The following is a 21,945-nucleotide window of genomic DNA, read 5'->3' on the forward strand; positions in this document are numbered from 1 at the left end:
CGTCTGAAGGAGGCGCCTCAAGCCTCGCGCCCTTCCAGCGTTACCAGCGCCGCCTGCGCCAGCCCTTCCCACTGCATGCGCGACCAGTGATCCACATAGCGCCTGAACTGGCGCTGCGTCGAGAGAACCGGAAACGAATCCGTCGACAATTCGCGAATCTGCCTGCAATGCTCGACGATGCGATCCTTGGCGACGCCGGGCTCGAAGGCGTTGCCTCCGTAGACGGCGCTGAGCAGTTCCAGTTCCGCCAGCGTGCCGTGCGCCCACACCCGGTCCGTGATGGCGGCCGTACGCAATTGCCATTGCGCCAGTTGCCAGGCCACCAGCCACCATTTGCCGTACTCGGTGCGCAACGCGGTCAGCGCGCCGTCGTCCGGCGCCAGCGCGGGGATGGCCGCGAGCGAGAGGAACTGCGTCATCACCCAGTGATTGACCGATTCGATCTTCAGTGCCGCCTCGTAGAACTCGCGCGACTTGCGATAGGCCTCCGTGCTGCGGGGCACATTGCCGACGAGCGCGTGGATGATGGCGATGCGCTTCTCGCTGGCCGCGCTCATGCCGAGGCGTTCGGCCTTCTCCTTCGGATTGCGCTGCGCGACCGGCCTGTCGCGCCAGGCCGCCAGGTCGACGCGGATCTGGTCGCTGAGCCGGTCGAGTTCGGCCGCGGTCTCGGCGCTGATGGATGCGGCGCGGCGTGCCGGGTCCTTTTCGTTGGCACGCACCAGGGAGTCCATCCGATCGAACTTGACCTCCATCTTCGACTTGGTCTGCCGGCTGCGGAAGGCGTCCACCTGGGCTTCCAGGTCCGGCGCGACGGCCGCGTACACCACGATGCTGGCCCAGTCGTGGGTGTCCGGCAGGTCGATCCGCAGGCGCTGCCGCAGTTCATGCACGACCCAGCGCGGATCGTTGCCCGCAAGCAGTCCGCTGTAGAGCAGCTCCGCCGCGATGTTCGACGCACGCATCCACAGCGGGAACTGCGAGGCGATCACCCACGGAATGTCCTGCGCGTGCAGTTCGTGCGCGATGCTGCCGCCGGGCGTCAGCACCGAACTGGCGTTGCCTGAATCGCAGGTCGCCAGGCTCACCACGGTAGGCGGTTGCTTCGCCCGACCGTTCGAATTCATGCTCTTGAGCGCCATCGCGAGGCTCTGTCCGTCGACGACGACGTGCTCTTCGGCCTCGCCTTCCTTGCACAGCACGATGCCGTAGCGGCGGTCCGAGCCCGGTAGCGGCGCGCCGTGCGCCAGCAGGTGCACGTGCGTGTAATCCTCGGACTGGCACGCGTCGCTGATGCTGCGCGCCGTGGCATTCGGCAGCACCGTGAGCAATTTGCGCACCTCGACGACGCGCTCGCCGGGCGTATCCCTGGCCTTGACCCAGGGGTCGATGGCACGGCGCAATGCCTCCAAGTGCGCCTGCGCCGGCACGGCCGCGAAGCCGGGCGGCGAGGCAAAGGCGTAGAGGATCTTCGGCGCCCGATTCCATTGCGACTGGAGCGGCCGGCCGCGGCGGATCTCGCGCGTGATGTTGGTGAGCGTGCGCAGCAGCAGCGGCGCGCCGGAGCCCGAGGTGTCGGCCGGCGACATCGTCGCCTCGAAAGGCACCAGGCCCAGTTCGAAAGCCGAAATCAGCAGCCGGATGTTGACCAGGCGGCTGGTATCCCCGCGCGCCGAGCGAAGCTCCGAGACCAGTTCCGGGATCTTGCCGAGCACCCGCGCGATCGCCTCGCCCAGTTCCTGCAGTTCGGCCGCGCGCTGCGATGCCGCGATCGGCGTTCCGTCGATCTCGTAGCGAAGGCGGTTGAGCCGCGTGAGCAACTGCGCATGCTCGAAAGGCAGATGCACGCTCACCGGCCCGTCGGCTCCGCACAGCGCCATGTAGGCGGTCAGCGGCGACAGCAGCTGGTTGTGCGCCGGCCCTGACCGCAGGAACTCCAGGCGAATATCCCGGACGTCGGACGTGTCGCTCATGTCAGCCCCTCGTGTAGCGCTGGATCTCGCGCGGTTCGCCGGTCCCGTCGCCCTCGACATGGGCCAGCGCGCCGACCGTCCCGCCGCCGGGCTCGACGCTGAGCGACACAGCGCTGGTCTGGTCCATGACGAAGGGCTGTCCGTCGAGGCGCGCCTCGTCGATCGTCTTCATGCGCCCGTCGACCAGCACGTTGAACACCTCGGTGAAGGCACCCTCGCTTGCGAGCATGGCCGGCGTGAACTGGAGCAGGCGTATCCACGTCCCGCTGTTGAAGTAGTAGCGCCCCTGGCCCATATCGATGGCGCGCTCCAAGTGCGTATGGCCGGTGACGATGAAGTCGATCGCCGGCCCGACCGCCGCCGTGACCTTGTCGAAGGTGTCGTCGCGGTCGTGGATGTCGAAGGACTTGTCGTCCTTGAGCCAGTCCAGCAGCGCGCGGCGCAGCGCCTCGGCCTGGCTGACGCCGGTCAGCCATCCGGTCAATCGGTCGATGATCAACTGGGGCGACCCCAGCGTGCCGTCGACCTGCGCTGCCGGCGACCTGCTCTTGCCAAGATTGCGCTCGACGTCGAGCAGCATGTCCTCGGCGCTGCCGCCCAGGCCCTGCTTGAGATTCGGCCCCAGCATCTGCTCCAACGTCATGGCGGGCGGGGCCCTGGATTCCGGCGGCGGCACGACGACGTCACCCGACAGCCGCGCATCGACTTGCGCCCCGCCGCGCTTCCATTCGCCGACGATGCCAAAAAGCTGGTTGATCTTGTTCGCCTGCGACGGGTCGAGCACCAGCAGCGTGCCGACCGCCGCCGAGTTCTCGGGCTTGAGCAGGTCGATCCACGCAAAGCGGCGCTTGACCGTGTTCATCACCTCCTTGACCATGCGCGTGCCCGCGTTCGGCTTCCATTCGTCCTGCGGCAGCGAGAGCCCGGCATTCATGCGGCGCGACACCCGGGCCAGGTCTTCGTAGCGGTTGTAGTTCCAGTCGTCGACCTCGTTGCCATGGATGCAGAACACGCGCGAGCGGCCGACCATCGCCGTGTACCCCGCACCCGCCGTCGAGAACTCGATGCGCGCACGCGCCGACAGGTCATCGCCCGCCAGCCGCGACAGCAGCAGCCGTTGCGACGGCGGAAAGGCGATCTCGATGTCGTGATTGCCGATCACGAACACCAGCGTGCGTCCCGGCAGCTTCACGAACGCGGCCAGCGCAGCCCAGACCGGCGCGAACGAAGCGTCGTCCATGATGCGGCGCACCGTCGTTTCCGCATCGTCGATCGCCACGTAGCCGGCCACGTCTTCGGCCAGCGTGTCGAACACGTCGCCGTTGAGCACCAGCGCCACGCGCCCCTGCGGCCGTTGTTGTGCGAGCCGGAGGATGAAGTTCGCCAGCCGCCCCGATTCACGGAGGATCTGAAAGCCGGTGCGTCCTCCCATGTGCAGGTCGGAAATCGCGTGGAGTTCGTCGAAGGTGGGCAAGTCGCTCATGGTCTCGGCGCTTTCTTGCGCCAGTCGTGGCGCCGGCTTGGCAGCATAGGCCGTGGCGCCCCGGCTGCCCTCCGTAGAAGTGTGGAGTTACCTCCGTCGTCGTGGGGATGCGCAAGCGCCCGACATGTGTAACGCTTTGAAGCATGTATCGCGACGACCTTCCTCATGACTCACCCGTCGAGGAGTTCGACGAGTTCTTCTGGGGCGACCTCCTCGACTACATCGCCGAAGGCCGGGTCGTGGCGGTGGTCGACAGCGAGTTGCTCACGGTCACCTGGCAAGGCCGCGACGTCGCATTCGATGCGCTGGTGGCGGACCGGCTGGCCGAACGACTGCACATCGATACGCGCGGCATCCGCGGCATCCACGGCATTCCGCGCCTCGACGACGTCGTGAGTTGCTACCTGGCTTCTCCGCGCGCCCGCAAGGAAGATCTCTACGTTCGCATCGCGCAGGTGGTCAAGGACCTCGATGTCGCGCCGCCTCAGGCCCTGCTCGACCTCGCCGCGGTGCGGGGGCTCGATCTCTTCGTGACACTCGCGTTCGACAGCATGCTGGTGCGCGCCATCGACCTCGTGCGCCACGGGGGCCAGCTGCGCACGCAGGTCGTCGCATTCGCGCCCAACCGGCCGGCCGACCTCCCGACGCCGCGCGAGCGACTCGCGGCACCCACTGTGTTTCACCTGTTGGGGCGGCAGTCCTCGGCGCCCGAATGGGTGATCTGCGACGAGGATCGCCTCGAATTCCTGCACGCGCTGCAAGAGGACGCTCGGCGGCCGAAGCTGCTGTTCGATGCGCTGCGCGAAGACCACCTGCTCCTCATCGGCTGCCGCCTGCCGGACTGGCTGGCGCGCTTCTTCCTGCGCTCGGCCAAGAACGAGCGCCTTTCATCGCGGCGACAGACGGTGGAATACTGGGTCGACCCCCGGGCGGCCAATGACCCCGCACTAAAGGACTTCCTGGATGTCTTCAGTCCCGACACGCACCTGATCAGGTTGGACCCCGCGAACTTCTGCGCCGAGTTGCGTGCACGTTGGGCGCAGCGCCACCCCGAGGGACTTGTGGCACCCCCGCCGCCCGGGCCGAAGGCAGCCAGCATGGAAGGCGCGGTGTTCATCAGCTATTCGAGCAAGGACACAGCGGCCGCGACCCGTCTGGCGAAGGCGCTGGATGCGGCCGGCATCGACGTCTGGTTCGACCACAACGAACTGCAGGCCGGCGACGACTGGGATCGCCGTATTCGCAGGGGCGTGGAGGGCAGCAGCCTGTTCGTTCCGCTGATCTCCGGCGCCACGCAGGACAAGGAGCATCGCCGCGATTTCTTCTGGCGCGAGTGGAACGCCGCCGACGAGCGGGCAAGGGGCCTCGCGCCGGATGAGCCATTTCTCGTCCCTGTCGTGATCGACGACACGCCACCCTATGGCAGCTGCGTGCCGGATCGCTTCCGCTCCGCGCAATGGACGGCGCTGCCCGACGGGCAGGCCACCCCGGTGTTTGTCGATCGCGTCCGCGACCTGTACCGAAAGATTTCCGGCCGCTGACCATGACACACGCCCCCGCAGTTTGCCTGGCATCGGGCCATGGCGGTTTCGAGCGATGCGCAAGGCGCAGTGCACGCTGGAGCAACTGCGATGTGTGAAGCCATCGTCGCCGTTGTTCCGGCCTCCGAGCGGCTGACGCCGACAAACCCGTGGCCGGGCCTTGCACCGTTTGCAGAGTCGGACCGGCTCTTCTTCCGTGGTCGCGAGCGCGAGTCCGACGAGCTCGCTCGCCTGGTCCGGCGCGAAGCGCTGACCGTGCTGTTCGGCCGCTCGGGCCTGGGCAAGACTTCGCTGCTCGGCGCAGGGCTCTTTCCGCGACTGCGCGAAGACCTGTACCTGCCGGTGCAGATCCGATTGGCGCACGGCGCCCACCTGTCGCTGCGCGAGCAGGTCTGGCAGGCGATCGACACGGCCTGCCGGCAGGCTGGCGCAGAAGGCACGATGCCGTTGTTCGACGCGACGTTGTGGGAGCACTTCCATCGGGCGGACGCGGGCTACTGGAACGCCCGCAACCGGGGCCTCGTCCCCGTGCTCGTGTTCGACCAGTTCGAGGAGATCTTCACGCACGGCGCGGTCGACGACCCGACGCGAACGCTCACGACCGACTTCGTGGCCGAGCTCGCGGACCTGATCGAAGACCGCCAACCCGATGCACTGCGGCATGCGCTCGAGGCCGACCCCGCGCTCTCCGAGCGCATCGACTTCCGGCGACGCGGATGCAAGGTCGTGTTGAGCTTTCGCGAGGACTTCCTGGCCGAAATGGAGGGCTTGCGTGGGCGCATTCCCTCCCTGATGCGCAACCGCTACCGCCTGCTGCCGATGGACGGCCTGCAGGCGCGTGATGTGGTGGCCAGTGGCGGCTCGCTGGTCGAGGCCGATGCGGCGGATCGCATCATTGGCCTGGCATGGCGCAACCGTGCAGAGGCGCCCACGCCGGAAGAGTTCGAACGCATGGAAGTCGACCCGGCGCTGCTCAGCGTGATCTGCAGCGAGCTCAACCTGCGCCGCATCGCGCAGGGCAACCCCCGGATCGGGACCGACCTGCTGGCAGGTGCGGAGCGCGAGATCCTGGTCGACTTCTACACCCGCTCGCTGGACGACCTCGACGCGCGCGTGCGGATCTTCGTCGAGGACGAACTCATCACCGAGGGCGGGTTCCGCGACAGCCACGCGCTCGAAAATGCGTTGAAGCTCCCGGGCGTCACGAGCGAGGCGGTCGACCGCCTCGTGGCGCGGCGGTTGCTGCGCGTCGACGACCGGTTCGGTGTGCGCCGACTCGAACTCACGCATGACGTGCTCACGCGCGTCGTCCAGGACAGCCGCGACGCGCGCCAGGCCCGGGAGGCCGAGGCGGCCGCGGCCGAACGCGAACGCCAGGCTCTGGCCGCGCAGCAGCGCAACCGGCGACAGGCGGCTTGGATCGGCGTCGCCGCCGTGCTGGCGCTCGGGCTCGTCATCGGGGCGGGGATCTCGATCCGTAAGGCCATGGTCGCAACGCAGACGCTGGAGGACGCCAGGAAGGACAGCGAGCAAGCCAAGGTGGATGCCGAAGCGGCGACGCAGGCGGCAGTGCAGGCCCGCGAGGCTGCGGATGCCGCCATCGCCAGGTCCGAGCGCGTCGCCGCGGAGTCCAGGCAGCGCGCGGAAAACGACTCGGAGATGCTGAGACAGAGCGCCTTGGCGGCCAGCCGGCAGCAGGCGCAGGCGGACGAGGCCAAAGACCGCGCAGAGCGGCTGAACCGCGAGGCGCTGGCGACCAACCTCATCGTCAATGCGCGATCCGCGCAAGCCTCCTCGACCGGTCAGCCGGACCTGGCCCTTCTGCTCGGCGCCGAAGCCAGCCGGGGCTATCCCGATCGGCTCGATGCGCAGCTCGCGCAACTGAGCCGGCTGATCTCCGCCGACGGGTTGCGCAAGCTGGTACGGGTCGATGGCGCCGTGTCCAAGGCGGCGATCAGCCCCGATGGACGTCGAGGCGCGGTCGGTACCGACCGCGGCGACATCGTCGTGGTCGACCTGTCGACCTGGAACATCGTCCGGCGCTGGAAAGCGCACAACGGCCGGGTATCCGACCTGGCCTTCGATGCGGACGGATCACGCCTCGTTTCCACCGATGGCGGCCAGGCCATGCTCGTCTGGCAGGTAGCCAGTGGCAAGAGGATCGGCCAGATCCTCCGCGACGCAAAGGCCGGAGCGCCGCAGCGCGTGCTGGTCAGCCCGCGCGGCCGCTTCATGGCGATTGCCGTGCAAGGCGGAGCGATCGAGCTGTGGCCCATGCCCGGCCAAGGTGAAGCTGCTCCGATGCGAGCTTCGGGAGCGCCGGGCGAGCGCGACGCCGTGGTCTGCATGTCGTTCGACGGGGATGAGAGCACCCTGCTCTACGGCGTCGCGGGCGGAGTGAAGGCGATGAGGCTCCCGGATGGCGACGAGGTCCCCGTGCCGCGAACAGTGCAAGCCGTCCTGGCGCGCTCCGCCGATTGCCGCTTCGACGCGGAACTCGGCCAGGACGCCCAGGGCAAGCCGATCGTGCAGCTTCGCGACGCCATCGGCGGAACGATCGCCGGCTCCCTGGGGGCGGGCAATGCCGACACGCCGGTCAAGTTCTCGCGAGGCGGCAGATTCGTTGCCGTGCGACACGGCGACACGACCACCGTGTGGGGCACCGAACCGCTGCGCGAAGTGGGTCGCGTTCGCCACGAAGACGATCCACGTCAGCTTCATGCCATGGAGATCGATGCCGACGGCCGGTGGCTGGCCAGGAGCCTCGAGAAGGGCGACGTCACGGTGCAATCGACGGCAGACGGCGCGATGCGTGTCAGGACCCGGCTGCCGCAGGCCGTCGACGCCTTCGCTTTCTCGCCTTCGGGTGACGCCGTCGCCGGCGTGAGCTACGGGCAAGAGCGGGCGCATCCGATCTGGCGGCTCGCTGCGCCCTCGGTCCTGCGTTCCGAAGACGGGGAGCACAAGGCCGACGAAATCGAGTTCAACCGCGCAGGCACCTTCCTGGCCACCGTCGAGCCGAACAGGCCGGCCGGGCATCTCTGGGCGGTCGGCAGCGCGCGGCACCTGCGTACCGACGCCGACAGGATGGCCGCGGAGTTCAGTCCCGACGGGTCGCGGCAGGCGATCCTGCGGGCCGTCGGTGGCATCGACGTGCTCGACACGCGCGACGGCCGTGTCCTCCTGCGCTTGCCCAAGCCTGCGACAGGAGAGATCGGTCGCTTCGCCATCAGCAAGGACAACCTGCGCATCGCGCTAGCGCAGACTGACGGCACGATCCACATCCACGAGATCCGTGCGGCGAGCCGCGAGAAGGTGATCCCGGGCCAGCGCAAGGTCGAAGCGATCGCGTTCAGTCCCGACGGCAGGGCGCTCGCCATCGGGGACGCCGACGGCGTGGTGCGCCTGTATCGATTCGATGCGCGCGTCCAGGGTGCTCCGTTTCCGGATCCTCACAATGGTCGCGTGCTCGAGGTGGTGTTCAGCCCTGACGGAACACGCCTCGCGACGGGGGGCGAAGACAACAAGGCGATCCTGCGCGATGTGGCCAATGGCCAGACGGTTGCCAGCTTCCACCACGAGTGGGATGTCGACAGGCTTGTGTTCATCGAAGGCGGCGAGGCGCTGGTCAGCGGCAAGGCAAAGGGCGGACGCGATGTGTGGGACGTTCGCCAGGGCCGGCGCCTGGCCCGGCTGCGCGACCCGGACGGCGCGGTGACCAGCGTGGACATCAGCCCGACAGGGCGGCGCGTGGCGCTGCTGCATGCGGACGACACCGTGACGCTGCGGAGCTGGGATACCGAGACCATGTTCAAGGACGCGTGCGACATGGCCGGCCGCAATCTCACCTGCTCCGAGTGGCGGCAGTTCATGCCCGACCAGTCGTACCGCAAGACGTGCCCCGCCTATCCGGCCCCCGTGCCAGCCTGCCGATAGTCGAGAACACGGCGCGGGCGTGCCCGCAGCAAATGCCTTTCGCTCAGCCCTGTGCCTGCAGCAGCACGCTGCGCAGCGCGGCCGGCTGGACCGGCTTGCGCAGCGCCTGCCAGCCGCGCTCGCGGGCGAGTTGCTGCATGGCGTCGTCGATGTCGGCGGACACCAGCGCGATCGCGAGGTCCGGCCTGAGGCGCTGCACCTCGGTGGCCAGCGCAATGCCGTCCATCTCGCCGGGCAGGCGGATGTCGCAGAGCGCGACATCGACCGTCGACAGGTCGGCCTGCGCCAGTGTTTCCGCTGCGCTGGCGTAGACCCGCGGGCTCGCGCCCCACAACCGCAGCAGCGCGGCGAGGCTGTCGGCCACGACGGCGTTGTCTTCCACCACCAGAACGGCGAGGCCGGGGCGCAGCGCCGCGCCGAGCTGCTTGCCGGGGGCCAGTTCGGCAGCCGGCGCGGCCGCCAACGGCACGCCACGCGGTGCGGCCGGCAGCACGAAGCCGAACACCGACCCGCGCCCCGGCGCCGAGCGCAGCGTGATCAGGATGCCCAGCCGCTGGGCCAGGCGCCGGACGATGGCGAGTCCCAGCCCGTGGCCACGCTGCAGGTTGCGCTCGATGTTGCCGACCTGCTCGAAGTCGCCGAACACGCGTTCCTGCGCCTCGGGCGCAATGCCGATGCCGGCATCCCGCACCTCGATGCGCCAGCCCTCGCTGCGCCGCCTGCACGCCAGCAGCACACGGCCGTGGGGCGTGAACTTCAATGCGTTGTCCACCAGGTTGCCGAGGATGCGCCGCAACGTGACCGGGTCTGTCCACGCCGCCGCGTCCGCCGGGCAGCGCACCCGCACACGGCCGCTGCCGGCCTGACGCGCGAACTCGTTCAGCAGTGGTGCGAGCGCGACGGCCGACGGCGTGATGGGATCGGCGGCGGCCTCGATGCGACCGATCTCCAGCAACTGGTTGGTGAGGGCCTCCAGCGCCTGCTGCGCCCGCGACAGCGCGGCGACAGTGTTCTGCACTGTAAGCCTGTCCTCCCCGCTGTCGAGCTGGTGGCGCAGCACCTCGGCCTGCAGCCCCATGGCCATCACCGGCTGGCGCAGGTCGTGGTTGGCGGCCGAGAAGAAGCGCAGGCGCTCGGCTTGGGCCTGCTGCGATTCGCGCAGGCCGGTCAGCGCCTGTTCGCGCAAGCTGCTCTCGTTGTGGCGCAGACCGATGTTCTCCTCGAGCTGGCGCGAACGCTCGGCCACCAGCTTCCACACCATTGCCAGCAGGCCGATGCCGAGCACCGACAGGACCACCATGGCGGTCGACCCGAAAGTGATCCCCATCACGATCACCGGGCCCAGCAGCAGCGAAATGGCGAGTTGCATCGCCGGCGTGTAGTACGACACCGAGAAGACCGACGACAAGGTCATCGCCATGACCACCAGGCCGAGCATCAGTTGCACCGTGCTGTCGGCCGGGTTGAAGAGCAGGATGCCGGCCGCCCCGTGCGCGCCCTCGTGCACCGCGATGCGCAGTGTGTGAAGGCGCAGTGCGCGCGGCAGGTTCCCGGGCGTGAGTGGGTCGGGCAGGTGCTGCGGAAAGAAGCCTCGATAGGCCGTGGTCACGGCGATCAGTGCGATCCAGATGCCGGCATACAGCGGCGAGTACTGCCACGCGAACAGGGCGGCCACGCCGCAGTCGAGCAGGAATTGCACGAGCAGCACCGGCCCGCTGGGCTGGGCGCTGAGCCTGAGCACCTCGCAATGGATGGCAAACCGATCGGCTTCGGAAGCCTCAGGATGGTCGGGTGCGGGCGAGGAGCTCATCGGCGAAACGCACTATAGAGCAGCTACAGACGGTCGCGGCGACAATCGCAGGGTGAACGATCTCTCCCTTTTCCTCCCTTGCGCCGCCGGCGTCGAGGATTTCCTGGCGCAGGAAGTGCATGCGCTGACCGGACGCGTGGGGCAGGACCTGCTCACCCTGCGCGGCGGCGTACGCGTGCGCGCCGACTGGCGCGACGCGCTCAAGCTCAATCTCCACAGCCGGCTGGCGCAGCGCGTGCTGATCGAACTGGCCCAGGCGCCCTACCGCAGCGAGAACGATCTCTACGCCATCGCCAGCGGCGTGGCCTGGGAGATCTGGTTTACGCCGAAGCAGACTTTCAAGATCGAGACCACCGCACAGCACAGTCCGCTGCAGAGCCTCAACTTCGCGACGCTGCGCATCAAGGACGCGATCGCCGACCGCTTTCGCGCCAAGGCGGGCGGCGTGCGACCCAGCATCGAGACCCAGTGGCCCGACACGCGCGTGTTCGCGCACCTCACCACCGACCTCTGCACGCTCTACATCGACACCTCCGGCGAGCCGCTCTTCAAGCGCGGCTGGCGACAGGACAAGGGCGAGGCGCCGCTGAAGGAAACGCTCGCCGCCGCCATGCTGGCCGCGAGCGGCTGGTGGAACCCTGAAACGGGCGAGGTGTCGGCCCAGCCGCTGTACGACCCCTGCTGCGGCAGCGGCACCATCGCCATCGAGGCCGCGCAGATCGCGGGCGGCATCGCGGCCGGCTCGCAGCGGCGCTTCGGCTTCGAGAAACTGCTGCCGTTTCAGCCGCACGTCTGGGAAACGCTGAAGGCCGAAGCCACGCCCAAGTCCGACGCAGGCGCGAAGGCACCGGCGATCTTCGGCTCGGATGTCTCGCACCGCATGGTCGACTTCGCCGAGCGCAATGCCGAACGTGCCGGCGTCGCGCAGGCCGTGCAGTTCCGCGGCGGCGACGCGCTGCAGCGCATGCCGCCGGTCGAGTCCGGCGTCATCGTGCTCAATCCGCCCTACGGCGAGCGCATCGAGGTCGGCGGCGTCGCGCGCGGTCGACGCGCCGACGACGCACCTGTCGCCGCACGCGGACGAGAGGAAGCGCAGACCGAGGACGGCGGCGAGTTCTTCGTGCAACTCGCGAGCCACTGGAAAAAGAACTACGCCGGCTGGACCGCCTGGGTGCTCACGCCCGACCTGCAACTGCCCAAGCGCATGCGCCTGAAGGAATCGCGCCGCGTGCCGATGTGGAACGGGCCGATCGAGTGCCGGCTGTTCCGCTTCGACATGGTGGCGGGCTCGGCACGCGCCCGGCCCTGACCCCTCGCCGGGCCGCTCAGCCGTAGCGCTGGCGCGCCAGCGCGGCGCCTTCGGCCAGCGCCTGCAGCTTCTTCAGCGCCACTTCCCGGTCCATCGGCGCCAGCCCGCAATTGGTGCATGACAGCAGCCGTAGCTTTGGCACGTACTGCAGCGCCTGCCCAATGGTGTCCGCGATCTGCTCGGGCGTCTCGATGATGTCGCTCGCCACGTCGATCACGCCGACCATCACGTCCTTGCCGTCGAGCAGGCTCATCAGGTGCGGCGGCACGTGCGAGTGGAAGCACTCCAGGCTCACCTGGTCGATGCTGCTCTTCGCGAGCGCCGGGAACACCTCTTCGTACTGCCGCCACTCCTCGCCGAGCGTCGCCTTCCAGTCGACGTTGGCCTTGATCCCGTAGCCATAGCAGATGTGGACGGCCGTGGTGCAGGTCAGTCCTCGGGCGGCGCGTTCCAGCGCCTGCACGCCCCAGTCGGCGGCGTCCTTCATGTAGACATTGAAGGCGGGCTCGTCGAACTGGATGATGTCCACGCCGTCGGCGCGCAGCGCATGAGCCTCCTGGTTCAGCAGGTCCGCGAAGGCCATGGCCATCTTCACCCGGTCGCCGTAGAAGCGGTCGGCCACGGTGTCGACGATGGTCATCGGCCCAGGCAGCGTGAACTTGATCCGGCGCGTGGTGTGGGCGCGCAGCAGGCGCGCCTCGGTCGCGTGCACCCGGCCCTTGAGCCGCAGTTCCGACACCACCTGCGGCACCATCGCGTCGTAGCGGTTGTTGCGGATGCCCATCTTCACCTTGTGCTCGAAGTCGATGCCTTCGACCTGCTCCAGGAATCCGTGCACGAAATGCTGGCGCGACTGTTCGCCGTCGCCGATCACGTCGAGGCCGGCGTCTTCCTGCGCCTTGATCCACAGCAGCGTGGCGTCGGCCTTGGCCTGCGCCAGTTCGGCGCCTTCCGATTTCCATTGCGGCCAGAGCTTGTTTGTTTCGGCCAGCCACGCCGGCTTGGGCAGGCTGCCCGCGATGGTCGAGCTGAAGAGGGGGCGGGTCATGTGGAGGTCTCCGGAAAATCAGGGCGTAGCGTACGCGAACGAGCAAGCTCCGCCCACCTGGGACAGAATGCACGCCCACCGGATTCCAACACTTCCAAACCGACCACGCATCACCTCATGACCGACCTGTCCGCTTTCCTGATCACGAAGAAATGGCCCGCCCTGCATCCGGACCGGCTGCAGCTCTATTCGCTGCCCACGCCCAATGGCGTCAAGGTGTCGATCATGCTGGAGGAGACGGGCCTGCCCTACGAGCCGCATCTCGTCAGCTTCGAGAAGCAGGACCAGATGTCGCCGGAGTTCCTCTCGATCAATCCCAACAACAAGATCCCGGCCATCCTCGATCCCAACGGTCCGGACGGCAAGCCGCTGGCGCTGTTCGAGTCGGGCGCCATCCTGGTCTATCTGGCGGGCAAGACCGGCAAGCTCATGCCCAAGGACACGGCGGGCCGCTACGAGACGCTCCAGTGGGTGATGTTCCAGATGGGCGGCATCGGGCCGATGTTCGGCCAGCTCGGCTTCTTCAACAAGTTCGCCGGCAAGGCCTACGAGGACAAGCGCCCGCGCGATCGCTACGTCGCCGAATCGCGGCGCCTGCTCCACGTGCTGGAGCAGCGCCTGAAGGACCGTGCCTGGATCATGGGCGACGATTTCGGCATCGCCGATATCGCGACCTTCCCGTGGGTGCGCAACCTGGTCGGCTTCTACGAAGCAGGCGATCTCGTCGGCATCAACGACTTTCCGAACGTCAACCGCGTGCTCGCGGCCTTCGTCGCGCGGCCTGCGGTGGTGAGAGGCCTGAACATTCCGGCCCGGGGCTGAGGGGGCCCGAGAGCATCCGGCATGGGCGTCGTCATCGACACCAACATCGTCCTGGACCTGCTGGTGTTCGACGATCCCGGGCGCGCGCCGCTGGCGGCTGCGCTGGCGGCGGGCGAGTTCGACTGGCTCGCGACGGGCGCCATGCGCGACGAACTCGCGCGCGTGCTGGGCTATCCCCTGATCGTCGAAAGACTCGCGGCCAAGGGGCGAGGCGCCGGCGATGTGCTCGCCGCCTTCGACGCAAAGGCGCAGGTGGTCGAGCGCGTGCCGGGGCGTGCGTCGTGCGTCTGCCGCGATCCCGACGACCAGATCTTCATCGACCTCGCCGTCGCGCACCGTGCGCGGCTGCTGAGCAAGGACCGGGCCGTCCTCTCGATGCGCAAGCGCCTTGCCGCGCTGGGCGTCGCCGTCTCGCGGGAATAGCGTTCGGGACCGGTCGCCGGTAGCTCCACCGTCTAACCCGAAGGAGGGGCATCGGGCCTGACCTCATGACGGGTTACCTCCGGTGCGCTCGCCCGGACACTGGTGGGCTCGAACAGGATTTACACCGGACCGGGCCGACCTGAGGTACACCACGTCCTCGCGCTACAAATTCCACAACCCAGGAGTGCATGAAATGGCAGATACGAAGAACGCCAAGAAGCGCCGCATGGCGCCGCTGAAGACGCCCAGTCCCCTCGGCGAAGACGCGACCCGCGACATCTCGGCCGAGCTGAACGCGTTGCTGGCCGACACCTTCGCGCTGTACCTCAAGACCAAGAACTTCCACTGGCACATGTCCGGCCCGTACTTCCGCGACTACCACCTGCTGCTCGACGACCAGGCCGACCAGATCTACGCGACCATGGACCCCATCGCCGAACGCGTGCGCAAGATCGGCGGCACGACGCTCCGCTCCACAGGGCACATCACGCGCCTGCAGCGCCTGTCGGACAACGATGCCGACTTCGTGACGCCTGCGGACATGCTGGCGGAACTGCGCGAAGACAACCAGCGGCTCGCCGGCTTCATGCGCGAGACCCATTCGCTGTGCGACGAACACGGCGACGTTGCCACCGCCAGCCTGCTGGAGGTGTGGATCGACGAGTCCGAGCGGCGGACCTGGTTCCTGTTCGAGTCGGGCCGGCAGACCTAGCGCGGCTCGCTGCCGTACCAGCGCGCCAGCAGGCTGGCGACGGCACGCACCCGCTGCGTGTCGCGCCCCCAGCGCCGCCCCGAGGGCAGGTGCCGCAGCCATCGCATGCGGCGGGCCGCCACGGCGAGTCGCTCGCGCACCTCGTCGCTCGCATCGGCCAGCACGCCGTGCCAGTGCGCGGCGGCCGCGTGCGGCGATGCGGCATCGACCAGCATCGCCGTGGAGTGGAGGTAGCTGAGCCAGTCGCGCGCCTGGCATTCGGCCAGCGGCAGCGTCTCGCCGGGGTCGTCCTCGAAATCGATGTAGCCGATCGTGCCGTCCGGGCACTGCACCATGTTGCGGTCGAAGGCCTGGCTCAGGTAGGCGTCGCGCGCATGCACGGTGGCGATGGCGTCGAGGCCGTCATGCCACACCGCGAGCAGCGCTGCCGGCCCGGCTGCGGCGGCCTGGTCGAGCCGCTCCTGCAGCACCACGGCCGGCCGGCCGCTCTCGCCGAGGTCGGAAATCAGCAGGCCGTCCACCTGCTGCGCCAGCACCGCGGGCACGCGCAGACCCGCATCGCCCAGCGCCTTCAGCCGGCGCGCCTCGATCTCGATCGCGGCCTCGCCGCCCGGGTTGGGCACCGGCGACAGCACGTCGAGCCGCAAGGTGCCGGCAATCGCCGCCAGCAGGTGGTAGCGCATCTTGCCGTGCCGCGGCCCGGCCTTCTTGAGCCACACGCGCTCGTTGCCGAAACGGTGGCTCGCGACCGGCCGGGTCTGCTGCGGCAGCGTAACGCGCAGGAAGTCCGCATAGTCCGCGGGCTGCGGCGGCGGAGCGTCCGGCTCGAGGGGCGCAGGGGCGGAAGCCAGGCCCTTGCGCATTTGCACGCGGGTGGAGGACCCGCCCCGTCTCACTGGATTCATACGGACAGGTTCAGGGGCTGAAAGCTCTGCGCGCTGGCGAGCGGCCAGTAGGTGCGGAACACGTTGTGCTGCGCGTCCAGCGGACCGAGCAGCGCACCGGGCTTCACCTGCATCACCAGGTTGCTCAGCAGGCGGACCTCGGTGTCCGAGATGCGGCGCACGATGTGGTGCGCGGTGATCTGCTGCGGATGGTCGAGCCCGGCGGCCTGCACCAGTTCCTGCAAGGCATGCAGCGTGCTGCGGTGGAAGTTGCGCACGCGATCGGCCTTGGTCGGCACCACCAGCGCCTGCTGGCGCACCGGGTCCTGCGTCGTGACGCCGGTCGGGCAGTGGCCGGTGTGGCAGCTCTGCGCCTGGATGCAGCCCAGCGACATCATGAAACCGCGTGCCGCGTTGCACCAGTCGGCGCCCAGCGCCATCATCCGCGCCAGGTCGAAGGCGGTGATCACCTTGCCGGCGCAGCCGATCTTGATGCGGTCACGCAGGCCGACGCCGACCAGCGTGTTGTGCACCAGGAGCAGGCCTTCCTGCAGCGGCGCGCCCACGTGGTCGCTGAATTCGACCGGCGCCGCGCCTGTGCCGCCCTCGGCCCCGTCGACCACGATGAAGTCGGGCGTGAGGCCGGTTTCCTGCATCGCCTTGACGATGGCGAACCACTCCCACGGATGGCCGAGGCAGAACTTGAAGCCGCAAGGCTTGCCGCCCGACAGCACCCGCAGGCGGGCGATGAAATGCATCATCTCGATCGGCGTCGAGAAGGCGCTGTGCGACGAGGGCGAGATGCAGTCCACCCCCACCGGCACGCCGCGCGCGGCAGCAATTTCGACCGTGACCTTCGGTGCCGGCAGCACGCCGCCATGGCCGGGTTTCGCGCCCTGGCTCAGCTTGACCTCGATCATCTTCACCTGCGGGTCGCGCGCGTTGGCGATGAAGCGCTCCTCGCTGAAGCAGCCGTCGTCGTTGCGGCAGCCGAAATAGCCCGAACCGATCTCCCAGATCAGATCGCCGCCGTGCACGCGATGGTGAACCGAGATCGAGCCTTCGCCCGTGTCGTGCGCAAAACCGCCGAGCTTCGCGCCCTGGTTGAGCGCCATGATGGCATTGGCCGACAGCGCGCCGAAGCTCATCGCCGAGATGTTGAACACGCTGGCGCTGTAGGGCTGGGTGCAAATCTCCCCGGCGGGCGAGGCCGGGTTCGGCGTGCCGCCGATGACGATGCGGAAGTCGTGGTCGGCCAGTTTGGTCGGCCGCATCGAGTGGTTGATCCACTCGTAGCCTGAAATCGTGACGTCGAGTTGCGTGCCGAAGGGGCGGTTGTCAGGGTCGCCCTTGCTGCGCTGGTACACCAGCGAGCGCTGCGCGCGTGAGAACGGGGCGGCTTCGGAGTCGCTCTCGATGAAGTACTGCCGCATCTCCGGGCGGATGTATTCAAACAGGAAGCGCAGGTGGCCGATCACCGGGTAGTTGCGCAGGATCGCGTGGCGCGTCTGCCGCAAGTCGTGCACGCCGGTCGCGCTGAGAACCGCGAAGACCACGAGGGCGATCCATCCCGTCCAGAGGTGCGGCATGAGCAGAACGGCCGCCAGGCTGGCGGCCAGGCCGGCGACGCACATCGCAAACGCGGTGTAACGCGCCGGAAACGGCGGATTCATCAGGGTAGAAATAAAGGGTCTCCGGGAACCTTGCTGCATCATAGAGGGCTGCCCCAGCAATGCCATGACAACCCCAGCCGACACCCCAACCCCCACCCAGCCCGATCAGACACCGCTCGGCCCCGACGATTTCGACGCCCTCGACCACGCGCTCGACGCCATGCGCGAGCATGACGACGAGACCCCGCAGTGGGAATTCTGCGAAGGCTTCATGGCCGCCTTGGTTTGCACGCGCCGTCCGATCGACCCTGCCGAATACTGGCCCGTGCTGCTCGGCGACGGCTTCGTGCCGGCGCAGCACATGGAATTCGTCTGGCGCTGGAAGCGGCGCTGGCGCGAGATCGAGACGGGCCTCGACGCCGACGTGCAGTCCCTGGACGACGAACGCACCTGGCAACCCGAGGTGCTCGACACCCGCGGCGCGATCGCCGCCCTGCCCGAGGAAGAGCGCAGCGAAATGGAGGGCGAGGCCATCCCGTCCTTCGCGCAGGTCTGGGCGCTGGGCTTCATGTTCGCGGTCGAGAACTGGCCCGAGGACTGGGCAGCGCCGCGCGACAAGGAAGCCGCGCAGATGCTCGACGAGGCCCTCGACGCGATCGTGACGCTCACCGAGGACGACAAGGGCAAGCCCGTGCTGTCGATGTACGCGGAGGACGGCCCGCCCAGCGTGAGCCAGGAGCGCGTCGATGATTTCGGCGCCGCGATCTGGGCGGTCTACGACCTGCGCCAGCTCTGGCGCAGCATGGGGTCGCGCGTCGAGACGATCCGCAAGGAAGCGACGCCGGGCCGCAACGACCCCTGCCCCTGCGGCTCAGGCAAGAAATACAAGAAGTGCCACGGGGCCGGCTGAGGCCGCGGGCCGTCGGTCACCAGCGCCGCCAGCGGTCGAATTCCAGGTCGTCGCCGACGTTGTAGTGGTCCACCCGGCCGGTCGGATCGATGTAGATGTAGAGAAAGCGGCGGTTGTTGATGTGCAGGTACCGCCAGGACCAGACCCCGCCGTTGAACGAGGTCACTTGCGTCTGCTGGTACGGCGGGCCATAGGTGAAGAGCACGTCCTCCACGCGCCATTCGCCCGGCTTGATCGTGCTGCCGAACAGGCCTTCGTCGAGTTCCTGCCGCACCGAGTAGACATGGCCCGACGCATCGATGTCCACGTTGCTCACCTGGAATCCCATCGGCCCGCGCGAGTACTGGTAGCGCTCGCCGGTGGGCGTGCGGTAGATGGCGGTGGGCGAGCCGAGCTGCTGGAGGACCTGGTTGCGATCCACGCCCAACGGCAGGTTCGATGGGTCGCTCGCGCAGCCCGCCAGCAAGGCAGCGCACGCGAGCGCGATGGCCGCTGCTGTCTTTACCGGGATGCCGACGGCTTTTTGCATGATGGTCTCACTGTGCGTGCCGGCCGTCGCCTCGGCTGTCGGACGAGTGGCTCCCTGGGTGTCAGAAGTCGGTCGGGCGATGACTTGCCGCGCGGGTAGAGTCGCGACTCCGCCGCCCGGCTCGCAAGATTGTGTTTCCCCATGCATCGATCTACCGCCCTGTTGATCCTGACCGTCGCGGCGCTGGCCGCAGGCTGTGTGTCGCGAACCGCTCCGCGCGTCACCTGGCTCGGCGACGGCGTCTTCAAGTCGCCCACCGCGCAGGACGCGGAGGCTTACTGCCGAAACTTCGGCGCCCCCATGCGCTACCTGAACCACAAGGGGCCCGGCGAGCCGACGGGAGAAGTCACCTACCGGTGCGACTAGGCGCCCCGGGTGTCCGTCGCGACGGCTTCCCACGTCGCAAGATCCTTCAGCAGGCACCCAAACTCCGGGCCTTCATCGACGCGGCCCGTTCGGAAGCGATTTGAGCGATCATCAGCGCATGGCAAGAGCAAGAAGTCCAGCAGAACGCGACGGCACCGACGGTGAATTCGTCCGGGGTCGATCAGTCGCGACCCTGGGGCGTGGCATGGCGCTGGTGAAGGTGGGCAAGTCCGTCAAGACCCCCGTGCGCCCCGAGGACGAGACCACCGTGCTGGTGCAGAAGGCGGCGCGCGCACTCAACAAGCCCGGCATCGACCGCTCGGTCGTCTTCCGTGGCCCTAACGCCGCGAAGATCTACTCCTACGCCGCCTACTCGAAGGATCCGACCAAGGTCGTGCGCGAGGCCGCCGACGGCACGCGCGTGATCGGCCGGCTCGTGGACGGCAAGTTCCGCGCCGAAAAAGCGTGAGCCGCCGGCCTCCGAGCCTCGAAGCACTCATCCGGCAGACCCAGGGGCCGCGGCCCGTCGCCTTCGTCCTCGCCGGCCACAACGGCTCCGGCAAATCGACCATGTGGTACACGCGCCTGGCCGGATCGCTGCGGATTCCGCTCGTGAATGCCGACCGCATGATGATGTCGATCCTGCCCGATCCGGACCCCGAGACCGGCCGTATCCCGGCGTGGGCGCAGCACCTGCGCGACGAGGACGAGCGCTGGCAGATCCTCTCGCAGGAAGGCGTGCGCGTCTTCAAGCGGCTGGTCATGGACCAGCGCATGCCCTTCGCCTTCGAGACCGTCTTCTCGCATTGGAAGGCGCTGCCGGATGGCACCCACGAATCCAAGGCCGACGACATCCGCGCCATGCAGAAGGCCGGCTACTACGTCGTGCTGCTGTTCGTGGGGCTGACCTCGGCCGATTTCTCCGTGCTGCGCGTGAGCACCCGCAAGCAGCAGGGCGGCCACGACGTCGATCACGCCAAGCTCGTCTCCCGGTTCCCCCGGACGCAAGCAGCCGTCGGCCACGCAGCGCCATTGGCAGACATGACGCTGATGTTCGACAACAGCCGGGAAGAAGAGAACGCCTTCACGCTGGTGCGTGCCCAGAAACGGAGATCGGTGCTGTTCGATGCGCGCGATCCGCAGTTCAAGGTCGATCCGGAGCTGCGGGCGGTGAGCGATCCGTGGCTCGAAAAGGTCGTCGGGCCGTTCAGGTCGAAGCGGGCCGCTCGGCCGAGCGCCCCACCGCCCGCGGCCAAGGTGAAAGCGCAGACCAAGGTCAAGGTGAAAGTGAAGATGAAAGGGCCGCCAGCCCTGGCGACGCGTTCACCGCGCAAGCGGCCGGCTTCCTACAAGGCACGTTCCAGGTAGCTCTGGAACACGCCGACGTGCACCAGCGCCGAGTCGGCGGAATTCGGCCAGAGGTCTTCGGTGCGGAAGCGCACGTCGTACGTGGGCTCGTCCTGCGCCTCCACGCCGTGGGCATGCGCGTCGGGAAAAGGGTAGGCCGGCGACTCGCCCACGACGACGCCCGTCTTGCCGCGGATATAGCCCGGCATCCGCACGTGACCCGGCACGTGGTCGTCCCGCACCCGCACGCGGTCGCCGATGCTGAAGCGCTCGCGGCTCGGCACGTTGGTTCGCCCGGGCGCACTCGCCGTCGCGAGCGGAACGCTTCCTTCCGCGCGCTGATCCAGTTCCTCCCGGGACACGACGCCCTTCTCGACGCAGAGCGTCGCCAGGCTCGTGAACGATCGCTCGTAGTAGCTGGCCGTGAGGTAGTGCCGCGGCTCCATGCGTTCGATCGCATGGCGGTACTCGTCCATGTTGAAGATGCCGAGGCGCACGGCATGCGCATACAGCGAGTTCGCGCGCACCTCCCAATCGGCGTGGAACGCCTTGGCATCGAGCGTGTAGTGCACGCGCCCGAATCCTTGCCTGCCTCCCAGATCGTGCATGCCGTCCATGCGTCGCCTCCTTTGCTAGAGCCTTGCGACGCCGATCAGGGCGTCGCGGGTCACGATGCCGGCCAACTGCGCCTCGGACCATCCTTCGGTTCCGGGCGGGCGCGTAGGCAGCACCATGTAGCGCGTGTCGGCGGTCGTGTCCCAGACACGGATCTCGGTGTCCGGCGGAAGATCGAGCCCCATCTCCTTGAGCACGGTGCGCGACTCGCGCACCACGCGCGCGCGGTATTCCAGATCCTTGTACCAGTCCGGTGGCAGGCCGATGATCGTGAAGGCCGTGCAGGAGCACAGCGTGCAGCAGATGACGTTCTGGACCTTGGACGTGTTCTCCAGCACGATCAGGTGCCGGTGATGCTTCGGCATCGGGATGCCGAGTTCGGCAACCGCGGCGCGGCCGTTCGCGAGCAGGCGTTCGCGGAAGGCCGGATCGACCCAGGCCTTGGCGACGACACGCGCGCCGTTCTGCGGCACCCATTCCTCCAGCGCGAGATGGCTCAGCTCGTCGACGGCCTCGCTGGCCTTCATGCCGCGCGCGTCGAGCGCCGCCTGCATCGCATCGATCCTCTGCGCCATGGGCGCCGTGCGTTGGATGACCGTTTCGTCTTGGGCCATGATGAAAGCT

19 protein-coding genes are annotated in these 21,945 nt (G+C 68.2%); 10 read left to right on the top strand and 9 right to left on the bottom strand.

Annotation, left to right across the window (positions count from 1 at the left end):
- Positions 1-17: 17 nt before the first annotated feature.
- Together ACSFBL_RS29350 and ACSFBL_RS29355 are read right to left on the bottom strand one after the other, a co-directional pair.
- Positions 18-1,973, bottom strand: coding sequence for a CHAT domain-containing protein (locus ACSFBL_RS29350; protein WP_435519340.1), 1,956 nt, complete (start codon positions 1,971-1,973; stop codon positions 18-20).
- 1 nt (position 1,974) lies between these two features.
- Positions 1,975-3,456 (bottom strand): metallophosphoesterase, encoded by a 1,482-nt coding sequence (locus ACSFBL_RS29355; protein ID WP_435519341.1) that lies wholly within the window; start codon positions 3,454-3,456, stop codon positions 1,975-1,977.
- Between the two features lie 143 nt (positions 3,457-3,599).
- On the opposite strand from ACSFBL_RS29355, the gene ACSFBL_RS29360 reads away from it, so the two are divergent.
- On the top strand, positions 3,600-4,997 hold the full coding sequence (locus ACSFBL_RS29360) for a toll/interleukin-1 receptor domain-containing protein (RefSeq protein ID WP_435519342.1): 1,398 nt from the start codon (positions 3,600-3,602) through the stop codon (positions 4,995-4,997).
- Between the two features lie 90 nt (positions 4,998-5,087).
- Positions 5,088-8,933 (top strand): nSTAND1 domain-containing NTPase, encoded by a 3,846-nt coding sequence (locus ACSFBL_RS29365; RefSeq protein WP_435519343.1) that lies wholly within the window; start codon positions 5,088-5,090, stop codon positions 8,931-8,933.
- A 43-nt stretch (positions 8,934-8,976) separates the two neighbouring features.
- On the opposite strand, the gene ACSFBL_RS29370 is transcribed toward ACSFBL_RS29365, so the two are convergent.
- Complete coding sequence (locus tag ACSFBL_RS29370; RefSeq protein WP_435519344.1) at positions 8,977-10,743, bottom strand: sensor histidine kinase; 1,767 nt, start codon at positions 10,741-10,743, stop codon at positions 8,977-8,979.
- Positions 10,744-10,795: 52 nt separating this feature from the next.
- Between ACSFBL_RS29370 and ACSFBL_RS29375 the strand changes: the two genes are divergently transcribed.
- Positions 10,796-12,052 (top strand): THUMP domain-containing class I SAM-dependent RNA methyltransferase, encoded by a 1,257-nt coding sequence (locus ACSFBL_RS29375; protein ID WP_435519345.1) that lies wholly within the window; start codon positions 10,796-10,798, stop codon positions 12,050-12,052.
- A 16-nt stretch (positions 12,053-12,068) separates the two neighbouring features.
- On the opposite strand, the gene ACSFBL_RS29380 is transcribed toward ACSFBL_RS29375, so the two are convergent.
- Positions 12,069-13,100: a methionine synthase gene (locus ACSFBL_RS29380; RefSeq protein WP_435519346.1), complete on the bottom strand. Its 1,032-nt coding sequence runs from the start codon at positions 13,098-13,100 to the stop codon at positions 12,069-12,071.
- A gap of 117 nt (positions 13,101-13,217) precedes the next feature.
- Here ACSFBL_RS29380 and ACSFBL_RS29385 point away from each other — a divergent pair, with 117 nt between their 5' ends.
- From ACSFBL_RS29385 to ACSFBL_RS29395, 3 genes are all read left to right on the top strand, one after another.
- The gene (locus ACSFBL_RS29385) at positions 13,218-13,922 is read left to right on the top strand and encodes a glutathione S-transferase N-terminal domain-containing protein (protein ID WP_435519347.1); all 705 of its coding nucleotides are present in this window, start codon (positions 13,218-13,220) and stop codon (positions 13,920-13,922) included.
- A gap of 21 nt (positions 13,923-13,943) precedes the next feature.
- Positions 13,944-14,345, top strand: coding sequence for a putative toxin-antitoxin system toxin component, PIN family (locus ACSFBL_RS29390; RefSeq protein WP_435519348.1), 402 nt, complete (start codon positions 13,944-13,946; stop codon positions 14,343-14,345).
- Between the two features lie 193 nt (positions 14,346-14,538).
- Entirely contained in the window at positions 14,539-15,057 is a 519-nt protein-coding gene (locus ACSFBL_RS29395) for a Dps family protein (RefSeq protein ID WP_435519349.1), read from the top strand.
- Here ACSFBL_RS29395 and ACSFBL_RS29400 read toward each other — a convergent pair.
- The gene (locus ACSFBL_RS29400; protein ID WP_435519350.1) at positions 15,054-15,962 is read right to left on the bottom strand and encodes a BUD32 family EKC/KEOPS complex subunit; all 909 of its coding nucleotides are present in this window, start codon (positions 15,960-15,962) and stop codon (positions 15,054-15,056) included. The two genes, ACSFBL_RS29395 and ACSFBL_RS29400, sit on opposite strands and share 4 nt — an antisense overlap.
- Positions 15,959-17,614, bottom strand: a complete 1,656-nt coding sequence (locus tag ACSFBL_RS29405; RefSeq protein WP_435519351.1) for an FMN-binding glutamate synthase family protein — start codon at positions 17,612-17,614, stop codon at positions 15,959-15,961. The genes ACSFBL_RS29400 and ACSFBL_RS29405 overlap by 4 nt, the downstream gene beginning before the upstream one ends.
- A 64-nt stretch (positions 17,615-17,678) precedes the next feature.
- On the opposite strand from ACSFBL_RS29405, the gene ACSFBL_RS29410 reads away from it, so the two are divergent.
- Positions 17,679-18,464 carry a UPF0149 family protein gene (locus ACSFBL_RS29410; protein WP_435519352.1) on the top strand — a complete coding sequence of 262 codons (786 nt, stop codon included), beginning with the start codon at positions 17,679-17,681 and terminating at the stop codon, positions 18,462-18,464.
- Between the two features lie 16 nt (positions 18,465-18,480).
- On the opposite strand, the gene ACSFBL_RS29415 is transcribed toward ACSFBL_RS29410, so the two are convergent.
- Complete coding sequence (locus tag ACSFBL_RS29415; RefSeq protein ID WP_435519353.1) at positions 18,481-18,993, bottom strand: hypothetical protein; 513 nt, start codon at positions 18,991-18,993, stop codon at positions 18,481-18,483.
- Positions 18,994-19,134: 141 nt separating this feature from the next.
- Between ACSFBL_RS29415 and ACSFBL_RS29420 the strand changes: the two genes are divergently transcribed.
- The 3 genes from ACSFBL_RS29420 to ACSFBL_RS29430 all read left to right on the top strand — a co-directional run bounded on the left by ACSFBL_RS29420 (position 19,135) and on the right by ACSFBL_RS29430 (position 20,727).
- Positions 19,135-19,359: a hypothetical protein gene (locus ACSFBL_RS29420; protein WP_435519354.1), complete on the top strand. Its 225-nt coding sequence runs from the start codon at positions 19,135-19,137 to the stop codon at positions 19,357-19,359.
- Positions 19,360-19,564: 205 nt separating this feature from the next.
- Positions 19,565-19,828 carry a hypothetical protein gene (locus tag ACSFBL_RS29425; RefSeq protein ID WP_435519355.1) on the top strand — a complete coding sequence of 88 codons (264 nt, stop codon included), beginning with the start codon at positions 19,565-19,567 and terminating at the stop codon, positions 19,826-19,828.
- Complete coding sequence (locus ACSFBL_RS29430) at positions 19,825-20,727, top strand: zeta toxin family protein (protein WP_435519356.1); 903 nt, start codon at positions 19,825-19,827, stop codon at positions 20,725-20,727. Before ACSFBL_RS29425 ends, ACSFBL_RS29430 begins: the two co-directional genes overlap by 4 nt.
- On the opposite strand, the gene nthB is transcribed toward ACSFBL_RS29430, so the two are convergent.
- Both nthB and nthA read right to left on the bottom strand, forming a co-directional pair.
- The gene (gene nthB, locus ACSFBL_RS29435) at positions 20,706-21,323 is read right to left on the bottom strand and encodes a nitrile hydratase subunit beta (RefSeq protein ID WP_435519357.1); all 618 of its coding nucleotides are present in this window, start codon (positions 21,321-21,323) and stop codon (positions 20,706-20,708) included. The two genes, ACSFBL_RS29430 and nthB, sit on opposite strands and share 22 nt — an antisense overlap.
- 15 nt (positions 21,324-21,338) lie before the next feature.
- A complete protein-coding gene (nthA, locus tag ACSFBL_RS29440; protein WP_435519358.1) occupies positions 21,339-21,935 on the bottom strand; it encodes a nitrile hydratase subunit alpha in 597 nt (198 codons plus the stop codon).
- Positions 21,936-21,945: the final 10 nt, after the last annotated feature.

The sequence above is a fragment of the Variovorax glacialis genome, assembly GCF_051216375.1.
Classification (GTDB): Bacteria; Pseudomonadota; Gammaproteobacteria; order Burkholderiales; family Burkholderiaceae_C; genus Variovorax.